Raw genomic sequence first — 17635 nt, 5'->3', positions numbered from 1 at the left:
TCGCGACTGCGTCCGTCCAAGCCGGAACGGACGCGGGTCCCCCGCGGAGCAGGGGCCCCGCCCCGGCAGCTCAGCGGCCCGGCAGCTCCCTCAGCTTGAGGTTCAGGCGAACGGGCTTGCCCGCCTCCACCGGCACCGCGAGCACGCGGCGCTTCTTGTCCGCGCCCACCAGGACCAGCTCCGCCTGGCCCACCGGCAGGGACCGCTTCACCAGCGGCGCGGGGCCCAGGGACTTGTTGTTGAGGAAGACCTCCGCGGGCTCGTCCAGGAAGAGCGTCACCTCGCCCTTGCCCTTGCGGCTCCGGCTGCCCCGGTTGGCGTTGGCGTCATCCCGGCTGTCGGGATCGCGGTCCCGCGCGCCCCGGTCCTTGTCCTTGCCCTTGTCCGCCTCCGCGGCGGCCACGCCCGCGTCGGGCACGGGCGACTCGGGCGGCCGGATGGGGACCATGGGGCCCAGGCCCATGGGAGGGGGCGGGGGCGCCTTCTCCTCGGCCTCCAGCAGCTGGACGATCCGGAACGCGCCGTAGGCCCCGCCCAGGAGCAGCGACAGCGACAGGAGCGCCCACACCGCGCCCAGCCTCGAGCGCTTCACCGGAGGCGCGGTCTCGTCGCTGCCGGACGCCTCCGCGCGCAGCCTGGCGATCTCCGCCTTCTTGCGCGCCTCCACCACGCTGAGCGCGGTGGCCTTGCGCTCCGGCAGGTAGGGGCCGTCATCCTTCTGGAGCGCCCGCTTCGCCGACGCCAGCACCTGGCTGCTCGTCGTGACGTCCGCGCTCTCCAGCAGGGAGCGCGTGGCCGCCATGCGCTCCGCGAACAGGCTCTTCATGAGCGCGGCGCGCTGGTCCGCGTCCATCAGCTTGCCGCCGGCCGCCTTCTCGATGGCGCGCGCCATGTCCCGCCCGGACGGATAGCGGCGGTCCACGTTGCGCTCCAGCGCGCGCATCACCACGCGGGAGATGTCCTCGGAGATGTGCGGCAGCAGCACCGAGGGCCACGGGATGGGGTCCTCGAGGATCTTCACCATCTCGTCGCGCTCGGTCTTGCCCGCGAAGAGCCGCTCGCCGGTGATGAGCTCGTGCATCACCACGCCCACGGAGAACAGGTCGCTGCGGCCATCCAGCGAATCGCCGCGCACCTGCTCCGGGGACATGTACCCGGTGGTGCCCTTCACCGTGCCCACGCTGGTGCGCTCCAGGCTGTTCTTCGCCTTGGCGATGCCGAAGTCCAGGAGCTTCACGGTGCCGTCGTAGGTCACCATGATGTTCTTCTGCGCCACGTCGCGGTGGATGACGGGGCTGGGCTCGCCGCCGGGGGACGTGAAGGTGTGAGCGTAGTGCAGCGCCAGGCACACGTCGCGGGCCACGGACAGGGTGAAGGCCAGCGGCACCGGCTGGCGCTTCTTCAGGCACGCGCTGGTGACCTGGTTCAGGTTCTGCCCGCCGATGAACTCCATGGCCAGGTAGAGCCCGTCGTCCTCCTCCCCCAGGTCGAACACCTGCGCGATGTTCGGGTGGTTGAAGGCCGCGGTGATGCGCGCCTCGTCCAGGAACATGCGGACGAACTGCTCATTGGAGCGCGCGTCCGGGAGGATGCGCTTGATGACCACGTACTTGCGGAAGCCCCCCGGGCCCGACGTGTAGCCCAGGAACAGCTCCGCCATGCCGCCCACGGTCAGCTGCGTGAGCACCTCGTACTTCCCGATGCGCTCGCCCCGATAGAAGTCGATGAGCTCATCCTCCAGCGCCAGCCAGGATGGCGCCCGCGTCGTGAAGAAGACCGGGCCGGACCATAACAGGGCTGTTGCATCCGGGTCCTTCCTTGCCAGCGGAGCCCGGGAGGGGAGGGCCCGCACGCCGTCCCGCACGCCCCCCGGGGTCCCTGTGGATCACCTGTGGATGGTGTGGAGCGCCCTGTGGACAACCGGTGGCCCGGCGGCGACGCTGTGGATGCCCGGGGGAAACCGGCAACTTGCCCACATGTAGCAGATCGCCGATTCGCGAATGAATCCGGAGGCTTGCTGACTTTTCCCCAACTCGGCTTCCCCTACCGCTTCCACCGTTTGATCAACACTCCATTAAGACTGGTGAAGAAGACGGGTCCCGCGCACAGGGGGAGGACCTCCGGGCCCGTCGCGGGACGGCAACCGGCGCAGGCCCCCGCGCTACAGGAGCGTGGCGCGCAGCCGCTCCAGCAGCCCGGGCAGCTCCTGGAGCAGCTGCCGGTCCATGGCCTCCAGGGCGGCGCGGTGCAGGGCCAGGTCCTCCGGCTCGCGCTCCGCGGACACCATGCGCTGAAGGCCGCGCAGGCGTTGGTTGCGCATCACCAGGCGGGCCAGGATGTCGTCCAGCTCCTCGGACAGCGCCGCGTCCAGGTGCAGCTCCTGGCCCACCAGCTCCCGCAGCTGCTCCACGCGGTAGGTGAGCTCCCAGCTCTCCTCGTAGCCCGCACGCCGGGGCACCATCTGCCCATACGTCCACCGCTCGTTCACCAGGTCCTCTAGTGCGGCCGGGGCCGGGTGAGGCCGGTCAGGGACAGGCGGGTGCGCGTGGGGTCCAGCTCCACGTGCATCCGGCAGTCCGCCACGTCCAGGCACAGGGTGTAGGGAGGGCAGTCCGCCGCTTGCCCCGCGTGCGCCTGACTGGCGCGAGCCCCCAGTCGGAACAGCTCGGCCAGCACCGCCCGCCGGACCTCCGCCGGCAGCCCGTCCACGGTGGACTGCACGCCCCGGGCGATGAGCACGGTGAAGGCCTGCAATCCTGGAGAATCGTGCGGAGGGCCAGCCAGGGTCATGCCCGCGCACGTTGCCAGAACCGTACCCTGCGACAGGCCTGTCGTTCCGGGAGGTTGGAGCGACTCCAGACCCTTGGGGCTGAAAAAAACTCAGGCCCGGAAATGCCCAATCCTGAAACCCTGGGGGGTGGGATGCCGTGGGACGCGGGGATGGAGAGGGGTGTAAAGGCAGGGCAGGAGGCTCGATGGCGCGCACGCGGACGGTGGGCAGTGGGGGCCTGACGGGCCTTCCGGGGGCTCCAACGGTGGCTTCCGGGGCGCGGCAGGGCCGGCCGGTGGCCCTGGCAATGGCCCTGGCGGCCCTCCTGGCCTTCGCGGGCGCCTGCCGGGACGAGCCCCCGCTGACGGGCGCGCGGAGCCTCCTGCGGGTCTCCCAGGAGGCCGTGGCGTTCCCGGCCAGCTACCCCCAGGTGGAGCGGCAGGTGGAGCTCCGGGTGATGAACGCGGGCCGGACGACGCTGGACGTGGAGTGGACGCAGCTGACGCCGCCCTTCGCCGCGCAGGGGCTGCCCACGCGGATGGCGCCGGGCGAGGTCCCGGTCCGGCTGTCCTACAAGCCGGAGGCCACGGGCGCGCGGACGGCCACGCTGGTGGGGCGGGCGCCGGGGGGCGGGGAGGTGCGGGTGGAGCTGCGCGGCGAGGCGAACCCGTACCCGGACTGCCCCACGCCGGTGGCCTGCCACGCCTCCACGTTCGACGCGGCGGCGGAGGCGTGCGTGGAGACGCAGCTGCCCGACGGCACGGCGTGCGACCCGGGCAACGCGTGCATCCAGGACGCCACGTGCACGGCGGGGCGGTGCAAGGGCACGGAGCGCGCCTGCGACGACGGCGACGCGTGCACCACGGACGTGTGCAACCCGCTGGACGGCTGCACGTCGGTGCCGGCGCCGCCGTGCCCGGGGGACGGCAAGTGCCAGGTGGGCGTGTGCGATCCGAAGGGGGGGTGCACGCTGGCGAAGGCGCCGGACGGGACGTTCTGCGGCCCGGAGCGCGGCTGTGACGCGGCGGACGTGTGCCTGGACGGGGCGTGCCAGCGCCGCGACCCGCCGGACAACTTCACCTGCGCGCCGGCCAGCCCCTGCCAGGGGCCGGGCAGGTGCAAGGGCTCCGTGTGCGAGCGCCCCACCGCCACGGCGCTGGCGCCGGACTGGACCTACGACGCGGCCTCCAACGGCGAGGCGCTGCACGACCTGCTGGTGGGGCCCACGGGGGACGTGACGCTGGTGGGCTTCTTCGTGCCGGCGCTGCTGGACGCGGCGGGCCCGGTGCCGGTGCGCGCGAGCGTGTCCGGCCGCCGGTGCATGCTGTGGAACGACCGGCTGCTGTGCATGGACCTGCCGCTGTCCGGGCAGGTGTCGCTGTTGGACCGGGTGACGGGCTCGCCGCGGTGGACGTTCGACCTGACGACGGCGCGGCCGGACTTCACGCAGGGGCTGACGACGCTGTTCATGGCGCGGCTGGGGGTGATGCAGCCGGACCGGCTGGCGGCCCTCTTCGAGGCGTACCCGGCGGGCACGGCGCGCGACACGCTGTGCCGGCAGTACTTCCTGGTGGTGCTGGATGCCTTTGGCGGGATGGTGTCCGCGCAGGCGTTGGCGGATCCGCTGCTCGCCGAGTGCAACCACCCGCACCCCTACGGCGTGGCGTCCGACGCGGCGGGCGACGTGTACGTGGCGTTCGGGCCCACGCAGAACGTGGGGGCGCCGCTGTATCCGGGAGCGCCGACGTTGCTGATGGCGTTCTCGCAGGACGGCGTGCCGCGCTGGCGCAAGACGGAGGCCTTCGCCGCGGGGGAGCTGGCCATCGTGAACGGGCTCCTGCTCAACGAGCGCTCCACGCAGGCGCTGCGCACGCAGGACGGGCAGCCGGTGGCCTCACAGACCTTCCCCCGGGGGCTGGGCCGCGCGCTGGCGACGTCCACGCACCTCATCCCCTCGCCGTCCGAGGACGACACCGTGGGCGAGTGGACGCTGGAGGGCTACGCGCTGCCGACGCTCGCGCCGTCCTGGACGCATGGGTTCCAGGGGTGGCCGGGGCCGGTGGCGCCGGAGGTGCGGCTGGCGAGCTGGGCGTCCTGGCCGGGCCAGCCGCCGGAGACGGTGGTGGTGGGCACGGGCCTGGACGCGCGGGGGCCGGTGCTGTTCGCGGTGAGCGCGAAGGACGGCAGCGAGGTGTTCCAGTGCCCGGTGTCGGACGCCGCGACGCCCGCGCAGTTCCTGGAGCTGGGGCCGGACAGCGTGGTGATGATGGACAACGCGACGACGTGCGGCGAGTGCGATCCACCCTACGCGTACAGCCAGGCGCGCTTCCGCCGCTTCCCGATCCCGGGCCTGAAGCCCGCGGAGGAGCCCTGGCCCGGGACGTTCGGCGGGCCGGGGCACGACCATCACGAGGATCCGGTGCGCGGGCGCTGAGCCCTCACCGGCTCACGGCGTGAGCGCGATTGGGAGCCGAGAGGGATTGAAGCCGCTCGAGAAGCCAGGCGGCCTCCGCCCCCAACTTCTCCACAGCCGGCGCGCGTCCATCATCGCGCGTCTTCCTGCTGCGGGGCCGGGCACCGGGCGTTAAGAGGGGCCGCCTTCCCCTCCACCCAAGGTGACACGCACATGCACTACCGTCCGCTGGGCCGCACCGGCCTGTTTGTCTCTGAACTGTGTTTCGGCGCCATGACCTTCGGCGGCGAGGGCTACTGGAAGAACATCGGGCAGCAGGGCCAGGCGGAGGCCGACGCGCTGGTGGGCCGGTGCCTGGACGCGGGCATCAACTTCTTCGACACCGCGAACGTGTATTCGTATGGGCAGTCGGAGGCGCTGCTCGGCAAGGCGCTGGCGGCGAAGCGGTCGCAGGTGGTGCTGGCCACCAAGGTGCGCGGCCGCATGGGCCCGGGGCCGAACGAGGTGGGCCTGTCGCGCTACCACATCTTCGACTCGGTGCACGCGAGCCTGAAGCGCCTGGGCACGGACCACATCGACCTCTTGCAGATCCACGGCTACGACGTGGCCACCCCGCTGGAGGAGACGCTGCGCGCGCTGGACGACCTCGTGCGCCAGGGCAAGGTGCGCTACCTGGGCGCGTCCAACCTGGCCGCGTGGCAGCTGATGAAGGCGCTGGGCGTGAGCGACCACCGCGGCCTGTCCCGCTTCGAGTCGCTCCAGGCCTACTACTCCATCGCCGGCCGCGACCTGGAGCGCGAGCTGGTGCCGCTGATGAAGGACCAGCAGGTGGGCCTGATGGTGTGGAGCCCGCTCGCGGGCGGCTTCCTGTCCGGCAAGTACCGCCGCGATGCCGAAGGCCCCGAGGGCGCCCGCCGCACCACCTTCGACTTCCCGCCCGTGGACCGCGAGCGCGCGTACAACGCCATCGACGTGATGGACGCGGTCGCGAAGGAGACGGGCGCCAGCGTGGCGCGCGTGGCGCTCGCGTGGCTGCTGCATCAGCCGCACGTCACCACCGTCATCCTCGGCGCCAAGACGCAGGCCCAGCTGGAGGACAACCTGGCCGCCACCGAGCTGCGCCTCAGCCCCGAGCAGCTCGCGAAGCTGGACGCCGTCTCCAGGCTGCCCCCCGAGTACCCCGGCTGGATGGTGGAGCGGCAGAACGCGGACCGCCTGCCTCCGGCCCGCTGATCCGGTTGCTCCAGGAGTCCCACGCGCGCGGAGTTTTCCATCATCGCTGGATGGACCCGACCTGCCGCGTCTCAACGACGCACCGTGTGAGCGCGGTGCGGTCGTTCTTACAGCCTGTCGGGGACGGCAGGCTGCGCGTGACCCAGGTTCCCCTGCGGGTCCTGCGGCGAAAGACACGGAGGGTGTTTGGGATTGGGGCGGACTTCCAATATCTTGAGGACTGCGAAGCGTTCGGTCACTCGAGCGCGTTCCATGGGGCCCACGCGCCTGCCGGCAGCACACCCGTGCGGTCGGCATCCACGTGGAAGGACAGTCGCCCGGATGACCTTGGAGGTCCGGTGTGCGGCGTCTCTTTTGCTTCGTGGGGGTCCTGTCCGGGCCCCGGGTCATCCCCGGGGCCCGGCCAACCTTTCCCGGTGCCGCGGCTGACTAGTTCGCCGCGTCGAGGCGCGAGCCGCCGCTGACGTCGACGTTGGAGCTCTGGGGCCGCTTCGACAGGCGGATGATGCTGCCGCCGGACGCGTCACCGGAGACGCTGGACGGGGCATCCGCCTCCACGAGGGAGCCGCCGCTGGCCTCCACCTTCAGGTCGGTGATGCCCTGGAGCTTCTGGGCGTGCACCTGCGAGCCGCCGCTGGCCTCGGCCTCCAGCTGCGTCGCGCGGCCGCTGAGGGTGATTTCGGAGCCGCCGCTGGACTCGGCCTCCACCTTCCTGGCGTCCACGCCGCGCACGGTGAGGATGGAGCCGCCGCTGGCCTCGGCGTCGAACTCACCGGACCCGGTGGCTTCGGCGTCCATGTGGCTGCCGCCGCTGGCCCCCACGTGGTCGATGCGGGGCGAGGACACGATGAGCTTCACCCGGCCGTTGAGGCCGCTCCAGCCCTTGCGGTTCACGCGCGTGGTGAGGATGCCGTCCTCCACCTCCAGCTGGATGCGGGAGAGGTTCTCGGGGGAGCCCTCCAGGCGGACGGACTTGGGGCCCACCTTCACCTCGGCGTGCATGCCGTGGCCCACGGAGACGCCGTGGAAGTCCTCCACCTGGCGCGTCTCGCCCGAGCCCTGGGACGAGGGCTTCAACGCGTCCTCCGCGTGAGCGGTGCAGGCGGTGGCGGCGATGCAGCAGGCGGCGAGCAGGGACAGCGAGGGCATCCTCATGGGTGGCTCCGGGCAAGGCGCGAGGACGTGGGAGCACGTCCCGGCGGAATGCCCCGGGTACGCTGGACGCCGGTGGGTGATTGCGTGGGGGTGGCGGGAACCCGTCCGGCGGACGGACGGGATCAGGGGTTGGCCAGCATCTCCAGGGGGACCCGGACGGAGGTGGTGTCGTCGGGTTTGATCTCCACCAGGAGCTTCAGGGGCCGGCCGGTGCCGTCCACGAGCTTCAGGGTGTGCCTGCCCACCGGGAGGGCGACCTTGGTGAGCGGGGTTTCACCCAGGGAGCGGCCGGCCAGGGACACGCGGGCGGAAGGCTCCGTGACGAGGGTGAGGAAGCCCTGGGGCGCGGCCGCTTCGGTGGCGCTGTCATCCGGGGCGGGGAGGTCGGCCTGCGCGTCGGCGGGCGTGGCGACGGTGCGGGACCTGCCGCGCGCCGGGGTGGCCGCCGGGTCGCTGGCGTCGCGCTTGGCCTTGCGGACGGGGGCGTGCGTCTTCGCCTTCGGGGCGTCGTCGGGAGCGGTGGCGGTCTCGCTGCCGGCAGGCGGCGGCTCCGGGGGCGCGGCTTCCGGAGGCGTCGCGGCGTCGTCGGGAGGTGTGGCGTCGGCGACGGCGGTGGGGGGTTCCGGCGCGGTGGGTTCGGCGGGGGCGGGCTTCCGGGCCTCGGGTCCAGGGGAGGGAGGCGGTGGAGAAGTTGTGGAGGAGTTCGCGCCCTGCTTGCGAGCGAGCGCGGAGCTCCAGAGCGCGGACACGCGGCCGCCGTCGAGCCCCAGGGCGACGGTGACGCCGAGCCCCGCGATGCCGAGGACCCCGATGCCGAGCGCGATGAGTGCGCCCCTGCCGCGTCGGGGAGGGGCGGCGTGCGCCTCGGCGACGAAGTCGTGCGGCTCGGTGGGGCGGCCGGAGGCGCGCGCCGGGGTGGAGCGCGAGGGAGGCGAGGACTGCTTGCGGCGGGAGGACGGCGAGCGGCGGACGGCCGGCGTGTTCTCCGGGGCCTCTTCGGGAGGCAGGGACGGGACGCGCGAGATGGCCGTCGCGCTGTCGTTCAGCAGGGGCTGTGGCGGAGTGTGAGGCTGGGTGACGCGGAGGCTGTCCAGCGTGGAGGAGCGCGAGGGCCGCGGACGGGAGTCCTCCGCACCGTTGTTCGAGGCGTCCCGAGCAGCGCGGGACCGTGCTTCGTCGGATCCGTTCCCGCCATCGCGAGGGGGACGGGGCCGGGAATCCTCGGCGGAGCCGTTCGAGGCCTCACGGGCTGAACGCGGGCGTGCGTCCTCGGACCCATTCGAGACATCACGGGTCGACCGGATCCGCGTCTCGTCGGAGGACCCATTCGAGGCGTCACGGGGCGAGCGGGCACGTGCGTCCTCGGCGCTGGTGTTCGAGGCGTCGCGAGGAGGGCGGGGCCGCGAGTCTTCTGAGCCGCCATTCGAGGCGTCACGGCCAGGCCGGACCCGCGTCTCGTCGGCGGCTCCGTTCGGGGGCTCGCGCGGCGGCCGGGGGCGCGAGTCCTCCGCATGGGCCGCATCCCGGGCGGCCCGAGCCCGGGGCTCCTCCGCACGGACCCGCGAGTCCTCCGCGGCATCACGTCCGGAGCGCGGCCGCGGCTCCTCGGAGCCATGGGCGGAATCCCGGGTGGGCCGAGCGCGGCCCTCCTCGGACAGCCCTTCCCGTCCACCCCGCGCCCGGGGCTCGTCGGTGGGCGGCCCGAAGCCCGGCGGCTGCGCGCCCACGCGCGACAGGGGCGTGAGGATGGTCTCTCCCTCGGCGTAGCCGGGGGACGTCGTGACCTGGGACGCCGTGATGCGCAGCGACGGATCCAGCACCACCGGCGGGAGGGCCGGCTGGGTGCGCACGCCCGGCTCGGAGTCGTCGGGCCGCGCGGACAGCTCATTCGTGGGCGGAGGCCGGCTCGGCTCCGTCGGAGGCGACACCCGGCGCGAGGACGCCGCCGCGGCGGGCTTGCGGACCGACAGCTCCTCCGTCGTGTTCCGGCGTCCGGACGCGCCGGGCGCGGGAGCCGGCGGGGCCTTCGCCGGAGCGGGAGCCTTGGGAGGCGCCGCGGGAGCGCGGGGCGGCAGCGTGGAGGAACCCTGCGGCAGGGCGCTCGCGGGAGGCGCGACGACCGGCTCCGGGACGTCTCCGCCCCCGGCGATCACCTTCGCCACCTGCGTCTCGCTGGAGGTGCCGTCCCCGGACGACTGCGCGCTCATGAGCAGCAGGCGGGTCTGGTCGCGGCGCTCGGCGAACAGCCGCAGCATCAGCTCGCTGCTCTGCTCGGGGTGCCAGATGCGCGGGCCCACGGCGCGCTCGATGGCGCGGGCGAACTCCAGCGTGGTGCTGTAGCGGTCCTCGCGCCTCCTGGCGAGCGCCTTGAGGACGATGGCGTCCAGCTCCGGCGGTACTTCCTTGTTCACGCGCGAGGGCGGGGGCACGTCCCCGCTCAGCACGGCGTTCATCATGGCCTCGGCGCTCTTCGCGTAGAAGAGGCGCATGCCGGTGAGGCACTCGTGCAGCACGACGCCCAGGCTGAACAGGTCGCTGCGGGCGTCCAGCGGGTCGCCCATGATCTGCTCCGGGGACATGTAGCCGCTGGTGCCCTTCACCATGCCCACGGCGGTGCGGCCCGCGCGAGCGAGGCTCTTGGCGATGCCGAAGTCGAGCAGCTTGGTGACGCCCTCGTACGTCACCATGATGTTCTTCTCGGCGACGTCGCGGTGGACGACCGGCGAGGGCCGGCCCAGCGGGTCGGTGAAGCTGTGCGCGTAGTTGAGCGCCACGGCCGTGTCGCGCACGGACATCAGGCTCAGGCCGATGGGGATGGGCTCGTGGGCGGAGCGGCACGCGCGGGCCACCTCCACCAGCGTGGCGCCCGGGACGAACTCCATGGCGAGGAACAGCTCGCCGTCCGCCACGTCCAGGTCATACACGTGGGCGATGTGCGGGTGGTTGAACGCGGCCGTGACCTTGGCCTCGTCCAGGAACATCCGGACGAACTCCTCCTCGCCGCGGATGTCGGGGAGGATCTGCTTCAGCACCACCATCTTGCGGAAGCCGGCGAGCCCCCGCTGGGCCGCGAGGAAAATCTCCGCCATCCCGCCCGTCGACAGGCGGCAGAGCACCTCGTACTTGCCCAGCACCCGGCCACGGAACCCGTCCGGGGTGAGCGTCAGCGTCGTCCCAGCCATTGAAGGGGTCCGACTCTACACCGGCGCCGGCGCCGGCGCGAAAGGCCCGGACCCCCGTTTCTGGCGGGATGCCAGGGTTTACGAGGATGTGCCTCCGTCCGGGTGAGCACAGGGTTTCTGGAGCGGGGCGGGCGAACTGTCCGACACCGGAGGGCTGCCTCGGGGGAGGAGGGACAACGGGAGGGGCCTCGGTACGGTGCGTGTCATGCGGATGCGCGGATGCCAGGCGAGGCGGTGGGGGCGGGGGGTGGGGGCGCTCGTGGGCATGCTCATGGGTGGGGGCGTGGCGTGGGCGAAGGGGTGGTACGTCGACTACGACCTGCAGACGCAGCTGTTCCTGGACCGGACGTACCTGTTCGTGTCGCCCAGCCGCATCCACCGGCAGGGGGACCCGGAGTCGCCCTTGCCGTTGCTCTTCGAGGGGCAGTTCGCGCCGAACCTGTTCCTGCCGCAGCTGAGGCGGGGCGACTTCAAGGAAGACGGGAGGGAGACGCTGTTCTCGCTGGTGTTCACGCCGAACATCCGGCTGCGGGTGTTGAACACGGAGAGCAACCCCATCCTGCCGCCGTCGTACATGCCGAAGCTGACGCTCCAGGCGGCGCACCTGCGGCTGCTGCACGGGCCGGACAAGCGCGGGCCGCCCCGGTCGCTGGCGCTGGGGCTGAACGTCATCGTGGGGCACTACTCCAACGGCGAGGACGGGTGCTTCTTCGCGAACCAGACAGGGACGGACCCGAACTGCGAGCCCGCCGGGGGCACGCTGCCGTTGAACGAGATCACGGGCAGCTTCTCCACGAACCTGCTGCGCTTCGAGCTGCACAGCCAGCTGGGGTTCGCGGTGGATCCGCACCGCTCGAGCGCGTGGCTGGTGGGGGCGAACGCCTTCTTCGAGTTGAACTCATCGATCGGGCCCGGAGGCATGAGCCCGCAGCAGCGCGAGGTGTATGGGGATGGGCACTGGGGCTTGGGGCTGGTGGGGCTGCGCACGCTGAACGGCCACCGCTTCCGGCTGGAGGGAGCGTTCTCGCGTCCCTTCGGGGAGACGCCGCACCAGCGGGCCACGTTGAGCGTGGAGGCGGCGGCGAACCCCCGCTGGGCGTCCGGCTTCGGCGTGTTCGCCCGGTACGTGCGGGGGCAGGACTACTACAACATCCTCTTCCTGGAGCGCATCAGCCTCTGGCAGTTCGGGCTCGTCTTCGAATTGAACCCGGGCCCACGGCTGAAGACAGACAGCGAAAGGCCCCCTGGCTTCCAGTGACTGTCATCGGTGGAGGGCAGGGGGCAAGAGCTCGCGGACCTCACGAGCGAAGCCCGGTACGCTGCGCGCCAATCCGTCCAGGAGTCTCATCAGGGAGATGGGAGGATTGCGCAAGGCCTCGGCCTGGGCCCGGAGCATCTCCAGCACGGTTTCCGGCGACTGGCTGAGCAGGTGTTGAAGGAAGGTATCGGGTGACTGGGCCTGAAGTGTCGCGGGCAGGTGTTGTCTCTCGAAGTCCCGGAGGTTGCTCGTGACGAGCGTCTGGGCGGCCACGTGGACCGCGGCGGCAAGGACATGACGGTCCTTCTCCGGGTTGGTCATGGAGGCGATGAGCCCCTCATGGCCCGTCACCATGGCTTCGGGAAAGGCCGCCTTCATGGCCGCCACGCGCCGCGCGGCCTTCTCTTCCGACAAGCCGATGGCCTTGACGAGGTTGCGGCGCGTCTCCTCGAGGATGAGCTCCGTCCAGTGAATCTGGATGAGCCCCTCATGCGCCGCGCTCAACAACGTGTCGCAGACGGTGAGGGGAATCAGGACGTTCGCATCGAGGACGACAGGAAACGGAGCATGAATCACGGAGTGGGGCGTCCTCGCGAGCTTCAGTCGAGTTCGGGATAGCCCCCGCCGTCCTGGCTCTCGCGAATCATCGCGTCGAGCCGGGAGCGGCGGTCTGTCTTCTGCCGTGCGCGGTACTCAAGGACGTCCTTGCTGTAGACGCGACGATGGGTGCCTGTGCGGTGAAAGGGGATCCGCCCTTCGTCGAGCAACTGCACCAGGTACTGCCGCGAGACATTGAGCAGGTTCGCGGCTTGCTGGGTCGTGAGTTCCTTGTGGACGGGGACCACGGTGACGGCGTCCCCCGATGCGAGGATGGCGAGCAGCTGCTGCATCAACGTGAGCACATCCGTCGGCAGCGGCACGGACTCATGGTTCGGGCCCAGCAGCGAGAAGAGCGGGTGCCCGCCACCCTTGTCGCTCAGCTCCCGGGTGATGAGCTGCGCGAGCTTCCGCACCTGCTCCAGGGTCACATCGCTGGCGGCGACAGGCTCCGACGCCCGGGTCGGAAGGTCATCGGTGTGTGAAGTCATGGCTTCCTCCTGGCGAGGCCCTCTGGGAATCATGTTCATATCCGACGCAAACGCAAGTGACCTCTTTGACAACCCGTCAGGATGGCGTGCCACAGGCGTCTCAAGTGCAACATGAATCCCAGGATCTCCCCGCCCGCCCTGGAGGTGGGTTACGACAGTGCCGACATGGACACCACCGCCTCCCCGCGCACCGTCACCGGCCGCGTCGACGTGCATCCCCGTGGCTTCGGCTTCCTCACCGTGCAGAAGCCCGGCACCCTGGAGGTGCTGTCCGCCTTCATCCCGCCTCCGGACCTGAACCCCTTCTTCGCGGGCGACGTCGTCTCCGCCACCGTGACGGCCACCGGCGAGGAACGGTGGACCGCGTCCGGCCTGACGCTCGTGGAGCGCACCCGGACCGTCGTCTATGGCGAGGTCGTGTCGCGCAAGGGCGCCTTCTTCCTGCGCATCGACCGGGAGGTCTCCAACACGGACTGGCCGCTGGACCCGGGCACCACCCCCGTGCAGCACAATGACGCCGTCGTCGCCCGCATCGCGGACGGCAAGGTCGTCCTCCTCTACCGCCTGGAGCCCGGCGCCGACCGCTCCCTGGAGCGCGTCATCGCCCGCCACGGCCTCCACCGGGACTTCCCGTCGGACGTCAGCGAGGAGGCCCGCCGCGCGAAGGAGCGCCCCCACGCCCTGGGCGGCGCCCGGCGCGACCTGCGCTCCATCCCCACCGTCACCGTGGACGCGCCGTCCACCCGCGATATCGACGACGCCATCTCCGTGCTGCCCGCCGGCCCTGACGGCGCCGTGCGCCTGCTCGTGTCCATCGCGGACGTGAGCGAGTCCGTGAAGGAAGGCACCCCCCTGGACCTGGAGGCCCGCGCCCGCGCCACCAGCGTCTACCTGGCCGGCCGCGTGCTCCCCATGCTCCCGGAGGAGCTGTCCGCGAACTGGCTCAGCCTGGTCCCCAACGAGGAGCGCCACTGCCTCACCGTCGAGCTGCGCATCGACCCCGACGGCCGCGTCACCGCCGCGGATGTCTATGAAAGCCTCATCCGCTCCTGGGCGCGGCTGAACTACGACGAGGTCGCGGGCTTCCTCGACGACAACGTCGTGTCCCCCGCCATGGAGCCCGTGCGCGACGCCATGCCCTGGTTCCGCCTGGCGTCCGCGCGGCTCGCCGTGTCGCGCGCGGCCCGGGGCGGCATGACCATGTCCCGAGACGAGGCGCGCTTCACCTTCGACACCGCCACGGGCGCCGTGTCCGGGCTCGCCGGGGAGAAGGACACCTCCGCGCACAACATGATCGAGCGCTTCATGGTCGCCGCCAACGAGGCCATCGCCACCTGGCTGATGACCCGCGGCGTGCCCACCGTGTATCGCGTGCACGAGCAGCCGGATCCGGAGCGCGTGGCGGACCTGAACGCGTTCGCGTTGCACTCCGGGTTCGCGGCGGGCTTCAGCGCGCGGCTCACCCCGCTGGCCCTGGCCGCGTTCGACCGGCAGATCTCCGGCGCGAAGGCGGAGGCCGCGCTGCGCTCGGTGCTGCGCCGCTCGCTGGGGCCGTCCCGCTACACCGTGAAGCCGGGCCCGCACTTCGGGCTGGCCGCGCCCCTGTACCTGCACTTCACGTCGCCCATCCGCCGGTACGCGGACCTCGCCGTGCACCGGCTCATCAAGGCGTACCTGCACGGCAAGCGCGACTTCGTGCACGAGGACCCGGAGATTGAAAAGCTCTCCCAGCACATCAACGTGCGCGCCCGCTCCGCCAACCGCGCGGAGGCGGACCGCCACCACGAGTTGGAAGCGCGCTTCATGTCCGCCCGCATCGGGCAGCAGTTCCCCGCGCGCATCGTGCGCGTGAAGCCCTTCGGCCTCGTCGCGCAGCTGGATGGCATGTGGGTGGAGGGCATGGTGCCGGCGGAGGGGCTCGCCGGAGGTCCCTACCGTCCGGACACGCGCGAGCTGTCCATGGTGGGCAAGACGCGGACCTTCACCGTGGGCATGCCCGTCACCGTGAAGGTCGTCTCCACGGATGAGCAATTGGGCCGGGTGGAGTTCGCCCTGGTCGAATAGCGAAGCACCCCGCAGGGCCTTTCCAGACAGGGTCCGTGAAAAATCGGTGAACCAGACTCGCGGGCCCGTCGCGTATCCGGTCCGCGAGCGCCCCAACACCCGACTTCCGGTCCCGCCCGCGAGCATGCGCCGACTCGAAGGTTGGCATTCCCATACGCGGCATGCGCAGGGCTCTGCCATGGAATCAAAGGCCCGATGAAAAGAAGAATCTCAGCGGCATGGGGGCTGGGATTTCCTGCTCATCGCCAGGAGCGCTACCAGATACGACCACCAACAGCGGGAGCGGCTGGAACTCGACCACCACCACCACGCCCTGGACGGAGATATGCTCCATCACCATCGCCAACGTGGTGACGGCGTGGACGTATGTCTCCGCCTGGCGGCCAGCGTCATTCCCTTTCCGAGGCACGACCATGAACGAACCGGGAGAGATCCAGGGATATGAATACGACTGGATCGCGTGTGATGGCTCGGGCCATGTCGGGTTCTTCAGCACGGCGGGTGGAGGCCATGCCCCTGAAGCGTTCCTGCGGGATACGGATGCTCACGATGACGCGATTGAAGCGATCCTCGCGTTGCCGGGACCCACGGATGGTCTCTCTGAAACACAGGTGCTCTCGCCATTCCAGCACACCTGGCAGTTGATGGCGGCGCGGGGCGTGTTCGCGTTCGACGCGGATATAAATGGAGGCCCCTACCGACTGGTGGCCGCACCGGCGAATCCCATCCGCGTGGAGGCCCTTCCTGAGCCCGCCTCCACGGTGGCGCGCCAGCTCACCCTGGAGGGACTCGACTTCTCCAAGTTGAAAGTGATGACCGGAGACCTCCTGCGAGAGGCGCTCAGCGCGCTGGCGAAATCACCGCGTGCGGCAACAAGGCCCTGAGTGGGGAGCCAATGAAAACGGGCTTGTTCGACGCCCTTCGAACAGGATCCTCCGAGCAGAAGCATGGAGATCCTCAGCATCGCGACCGGCCAGCAAGTGCTGTGTCAACACCATGAAGGGCTCAATGAAAACCGCCTGCTGTCATTGCTCGATGGGCTTGTGAAGCGGATGCTTGCTGAACAGTGACGCGTTCGTGATTCCAGCGGTATCGCGTCTGCTCCGGCGGAGCCGGAGTGACTCACCCCGCCAGCGGCAGCCCGTCCGTGGAGTCCACCAGCACCTGCTCCCGCACCCAGCCCAGCAGCCCGGTGGAGGACTTCACCAGGTACTGGACCTCCCCCTTCGCGGGGACGCTCGCGGCCAGCACCTGCACCTTGGAGCCCTGGGCCGTCGTGGCCACCACCCCGGAGCCCGTGCGGCCCTGCGCCAGCGGGAAGGACTTCTTCACCGTCGCCTCCACGCCCACCGCGTACAGCTCCTGCGGCACGTACACGAGCTTCCACGCCTTGCGGTCCAGCGTGTACTTGTCCCGCTTCTGCCAGAAGCCCATCCACCTATCGACCAGGACGATGCCGTTGCCCTTCGCCTCCGTCAGCGCGTGCACGTCCCCCAGCGGCTTCACCGCCTTGCCGTCGTAGCCGTAGAGGAGATAGCGGTGGCCGTCGTCCAGCTCCCCCAGCGTCTGGACCAGCAGCTCCTTCCATTTGTCGCCCGTGTCCAGGTCCACCACCTGGAAGCCCGTCACCTCGTTGCCGGACGCGTCGCCCTTCAACGTCGCGCCGCCCACCTTCAGCGTGAACTTCCCGTCCGCCCCCACCGTGAGCGCCACCGCGTCCGGCTTGCCGTCTCCGTCCAGGTCCGCCTGCGCGGCGGTCACGAAGGCGTCACCCCCCTGCGCGGAGACAGGAGCCCCCGCGAGCAGCACGGCGGAGGACAGCACGGCCAGCAGGGACGTCTTCATGGAAGGAGGACCTCGGTCGAGGAGAGGGCCGCGTCACCCTAGCCGCCCTCCAGGCCCCCGGATACGCGCTTTCACCCCGAGCGACGGAAGCGCCCCCGGAAGTGCTGGTCCAGGTACACCTCCGCGTGCGCCAGCGCCTCACGCGCCTCGGCGGACAGCTCCAATGAAGCCGCGGCCACCCGCGCCTGGCGCATCGCGGAGCCCCTTCCACCTTCAGCGGAACCCACACCTGCCACCACCGCGTCCACCTTCGCGTGCGCGGCGTCCACCACGCCCTTCGCCTCCCCCAGGGACACCTCTCCCTCCGCCAGCGCGTTGAACAGCTGGCAGCGGTAGCGGCGGCAGGCGTCCGGGCGCTCCGCGTAGGCCGTGCAGCACAGGCCCTCCAGGGCGGCGCAGCGCTGGGGCAGCACCACCGCGCCGTCTTCCTTCACCGTCAGCGACAAGCCGCGCTGGCGCAAGGCCTCCGCCTCGGCGGGCCGCAGCGGCACCTGCGTGAAGAGGGTGCCGTCGCAGCACATGCCGCAGTGGAGACAGAGGCTGGACAGGGCGGAGGACATGCCGTGCGGGATAACGCCCCGCGCGGGCGCGAGTCATCCCCCAACGCGCGCGCCCCCACCTCCGCCC

The 17635-nt window shown here is 71.1% G+C and carries 15 protein-coding genes; 6 read left to right on the top strand and 9 right to left on the bottom strand.

The annotated features are described in order from the left end of the window. Positions 1-70: 70 nt before the first annotated feature. From U8525_RS09230 to U8525_RS09220, 3 genes are all read right to left on the bottom strand, one after another. Complete coding sequence (locus U8525_RS09230; RefSeq protein ID WP_374264216.1) at positions 71-1660, bottom strand: serine/threonine-protein kinase; 1590 nt, start codon at positions 1658-1660, stop codon at positions 71-73. Between the two features lie 501 nt (positions 1661-2161). Continuing rightward, positions 2162-2488, bottom strand: coding sequence for a hypothetical protein (locus U8525_RS09225; protein WP_374263849.1), 327 nt, complete (start codon positions 2486-2488; stop codon positions 2162-2164). Positions 2489-2496: 8 nt separating this feature from the next. Next, positions 2497-2754, bottom strand: a complete 258-nt coding sequence (locus U8525_RS09220; protein ID WP_374263847.1) for a hypothetical protein — start codon at positions 2752-2754, stop codon at positions 2497-2499. A 221-nt stretch (positions 2755-2975) separates the two neighbouring features. Between U8525_RS09220 and U8525_RS09215 the strand changes: the two genes are divergently transcribed. Together U8525_RS09215 and U8525_RS09210 are read left to right on the top strand one after the other, a co-directional pair. After that, positions 2976-5204, top strand: coding sequence for a tenascin-X (locus U8525_RS09215; protein WP_374263845.1), 2229 nt, complete (start codon positions 2976-2978; stop codon positions 5202-5204). 192 nt (positions 5205-5396) lie between these two features. After that, a complete protein-coding gene (locus U8525_RS09210) occupies positions 5397-6416 on the top strand; it encodes an aldo/keto reductase (RefSeq protein ID WP_374263843.1) in 1020 nt (339 codons plus the stop codon). A 429-nt stretch (positions 6417-6845) separates the two neighbouring features. On the opposite strand, the gene U8525_RS09205 is transcribed toward U8525_RS09210, so the two are convergent. Continuing rightward, positions 6846-7571, bottom strand: a complete 726-nt coding sequence (locus U8525_RS09205) for a head GIN domain-containing protein (RefSeq protein ID WP_374263841.1) — start codon at positions 7569-7571, stop codon at positions 6846-6848. A gap of 122 nt (positions 7572-7693) precedes the next feature. Then, positions 7694-10753, bottom strand: coding sequence for a protein kinase (locus tag U8525_RS09200; RefSeq protein ID WP_374263839.1), 3060 nt, complete (start codon positions 10751-10753; stop codon positions 7694-7696). A 265-nt stretch (positions 10754-11018) separates the two neighbouring features. Here U8525_RS09200 and U8525_RS09195 point away from each other — a divergent pair, with 265 nt between their 5' ends. After that, a complete protein-coding gene (locus U8525_RS09195) occupies positions 11019-12011 on the top strand; it encodes a hypothetical protein (protein ID WP_374263837.1) in 993 nt (330 codons plus the stop codon). 3 nt (positions 12012-12014) lie between these two features. Here U8525_RS09195 and U8525_RS09190 read toward each other — a convergent pair whose 3' ends face one another. Both U8525_RS09190 and U8525_RS09185 read right to left on the bottom strand, forming a co-directional pair. Further along, the gene (locus tag U8525_RS09190) at positions 12015-12587 is read right to left on the bottom strand and encodes a PIN domain-containing protein (RefSeq protein ID WP_374263835.1); all 573 of its coding nucleotides are present in this window, start codon (positions 12585-12587) and stop codon (positions 12015-12017) included. A 23-nt stretch (positions 12588-12610) separates the two neighbouring features. Further along, positions 12611-13099 (bottom strand): helix-turn-helix domain-containing protein, encoded by a 489-nt coding sequence (locus U8525_RS09185; protein WP_374263833.1) that lies wholly within the window; start codon positions 13097-13099, stop codon positions 12611-12613. A gap of 165 nt (positions 13100-13264) precedes the next feature. Here U8525_RS09185 and U8525_RS09180 point away from each other — a divergent pair, with 165 nt between their 5' ends. From U8525_RS09180 to U8525_RS09170, 3 genes are all read left to right on the top strand, one after another. After that, on the top strand, positions 13265-15163 hold the full coding sequence (locus U8525_RS09180) for a ribonuclease R family protein (protein ID WP_374264214.1): 1899 nt from the start codon (positions 13265-13267) through the stop codon (positions 15161-15163). 413 nt (positions 15164-15576) lie between these two features. Then, positions 15577-16047 (top strand): hypothetical protein, encoded by a 471-nt coding sequence (locus U8525_RS09175; RefSeq protein ID WP_374263831.1) that lies wholly within the window; start codon positions 15577-15579, stop codon positions 16045-16047. A 63-nt stretch (positions 16048-16110) separates the two neighbouring features. Continuing rightward, positions 16111-16233, top strand: coding sequence for a hypothetical protein (locus U8525_RS09170; protein ID WP_374263829.1), 123 nt, complete (start codon positions 16111-16113; stop codon positions 16231-16233). 52 nt (positions 16234-16285) lie between these two features. Here the strand turns inward: U8525_RS09170 and U8525_RS09165 are convergent, their stop codons facing one another. Together U8525_RS09165 and U8525_RS09160 are read right to left on the bottom strand one after the other, a co-directional pair. Beyond that, complete coding sequence (locus U8525_RS09165) at positions 16286-17008, bottom strand: hypothetical protein (RefSeq protein ID WP_374263827.1); 723 nt, start codon at positions 17006-17008, stop codon at positions 16286-16288. 71 nt (positions 17009-17079) lie between these two features. Continuing rightward, positions 17080-17568 (bottom strand): YkgJ family cysteine cluster protein, encoded by a 489-nt coding sequence (locus U8525_RS09160; RefSeq protein ID WP_374263825.1) that lies wholly within the window; start codon positions 17566-17568, stop codon positions 17080-17082. Between the last annotated feature and the right edge of the window lie 67 nt (positions 17569-17635).

It is taken from the genome of Corallococcus sp. RDP092CA, from assembly GCF_041903675.1.
In the GTDB taxonomy this organism is placed as follows: Bacteria; Myxococcota; Myxococcia; order Myxococcales; family Myxococcaceae; genus Corallococcus.
The sequence above is the reverse complement of the archived record's forward strand: the minus strand, read 5'-3'. Positions and strand labels throughout refer to the sequence as shown.

Excerpts from the sequence above, each read along its gene's own strand:
- U8525_RS09230 (WP_374264216.1), bottom strand. The coding sequence starts at position 1,660 with ATGGCGGAGCTGTTCCTGGGCTACACGTCGGGCCCGGGGGGCTTCCGC.
- U8525_RS09215 (WP_374263845.1), top strand. The coding sequence starts at position 2,976 with ATGGCGCGCACGCGGACGGTGGGCAGTGGGGGCCTGACGGGCCTTCCG.
- U8525_RS09210 (WP_374263843.1), top strand. The coding sequence starts at position 5,397 with ATGCACTACCGTCCGCTGGGCCGCACCGGCCTGTTTGTCTCTGAACTG.
- U8525_RS09205 (WP_374263841.1), bottom strand. The coding sequence starts at position 7,571 with ATGAGGATGCCCTCGCTGTCCCTGCTCGCCGCCTGCTGCATCGCCGCC.
- U8525_RS09200 (WP_374263839.1), bottom strand. The coding sequence starts at position 10,753 with ATGGCTGGGACGACGCTGACGCTCACCCCGGACGGGTTCCGTGGCCGG.
- U8525_RS09195 (WP_374263837.1), top strand. The coding sequence starts at position 11,019 with ATGCTCATGGGTGGGGGCGTGGCGTGGGCGAAGGGGTGGTACGTCGAC.
- U8525_RS09185 (WP_374263833.1), bottom strand. The coding sequence starts at position 13,099 with ATGACTTCACACACCGATGACCTTCCGACCCGGGCGTCGGAGCCTGTC.
- U8525_RS09180 (WP_374264214.1), top strand. The coding sequence starts at position 13,265 with ATGGACACCACCGCCTCCCCGCGCACCGTCACCGGCCGCGTCGACGTG.
- U8525_RS09175 (WP_374263831.1), top strand. The coding sequence starts at position 15,577 with ATGAACGAACCGGGAGAGATCCAGGGATATGAATACGACTGGATCGCG.
- U8525_RS09170 (WP_374263829.1), top strand. The coding sequence starts at position 16,111 with ATGGAGATCCTCAGCATCGCGACCGGCCAGCAAGTGCTGTGTCAACAC.
- U8525_RS09165 (WP_374263827.1), bottom strand. The coding sequence starts at position 17,008 with ATGAAGACGTCCCTGCTGGCCGTGCTGTCCTCCGCCGTGCTGCTCGCG.
- U8525_RS09160 (WP_374263825.1), bottom strand. The coding sequence starts at position 17,568 with ATGTCCTCCGCCCTGTCCAGCCTCTGTCTCCACTGCGGCATGTGCTGC.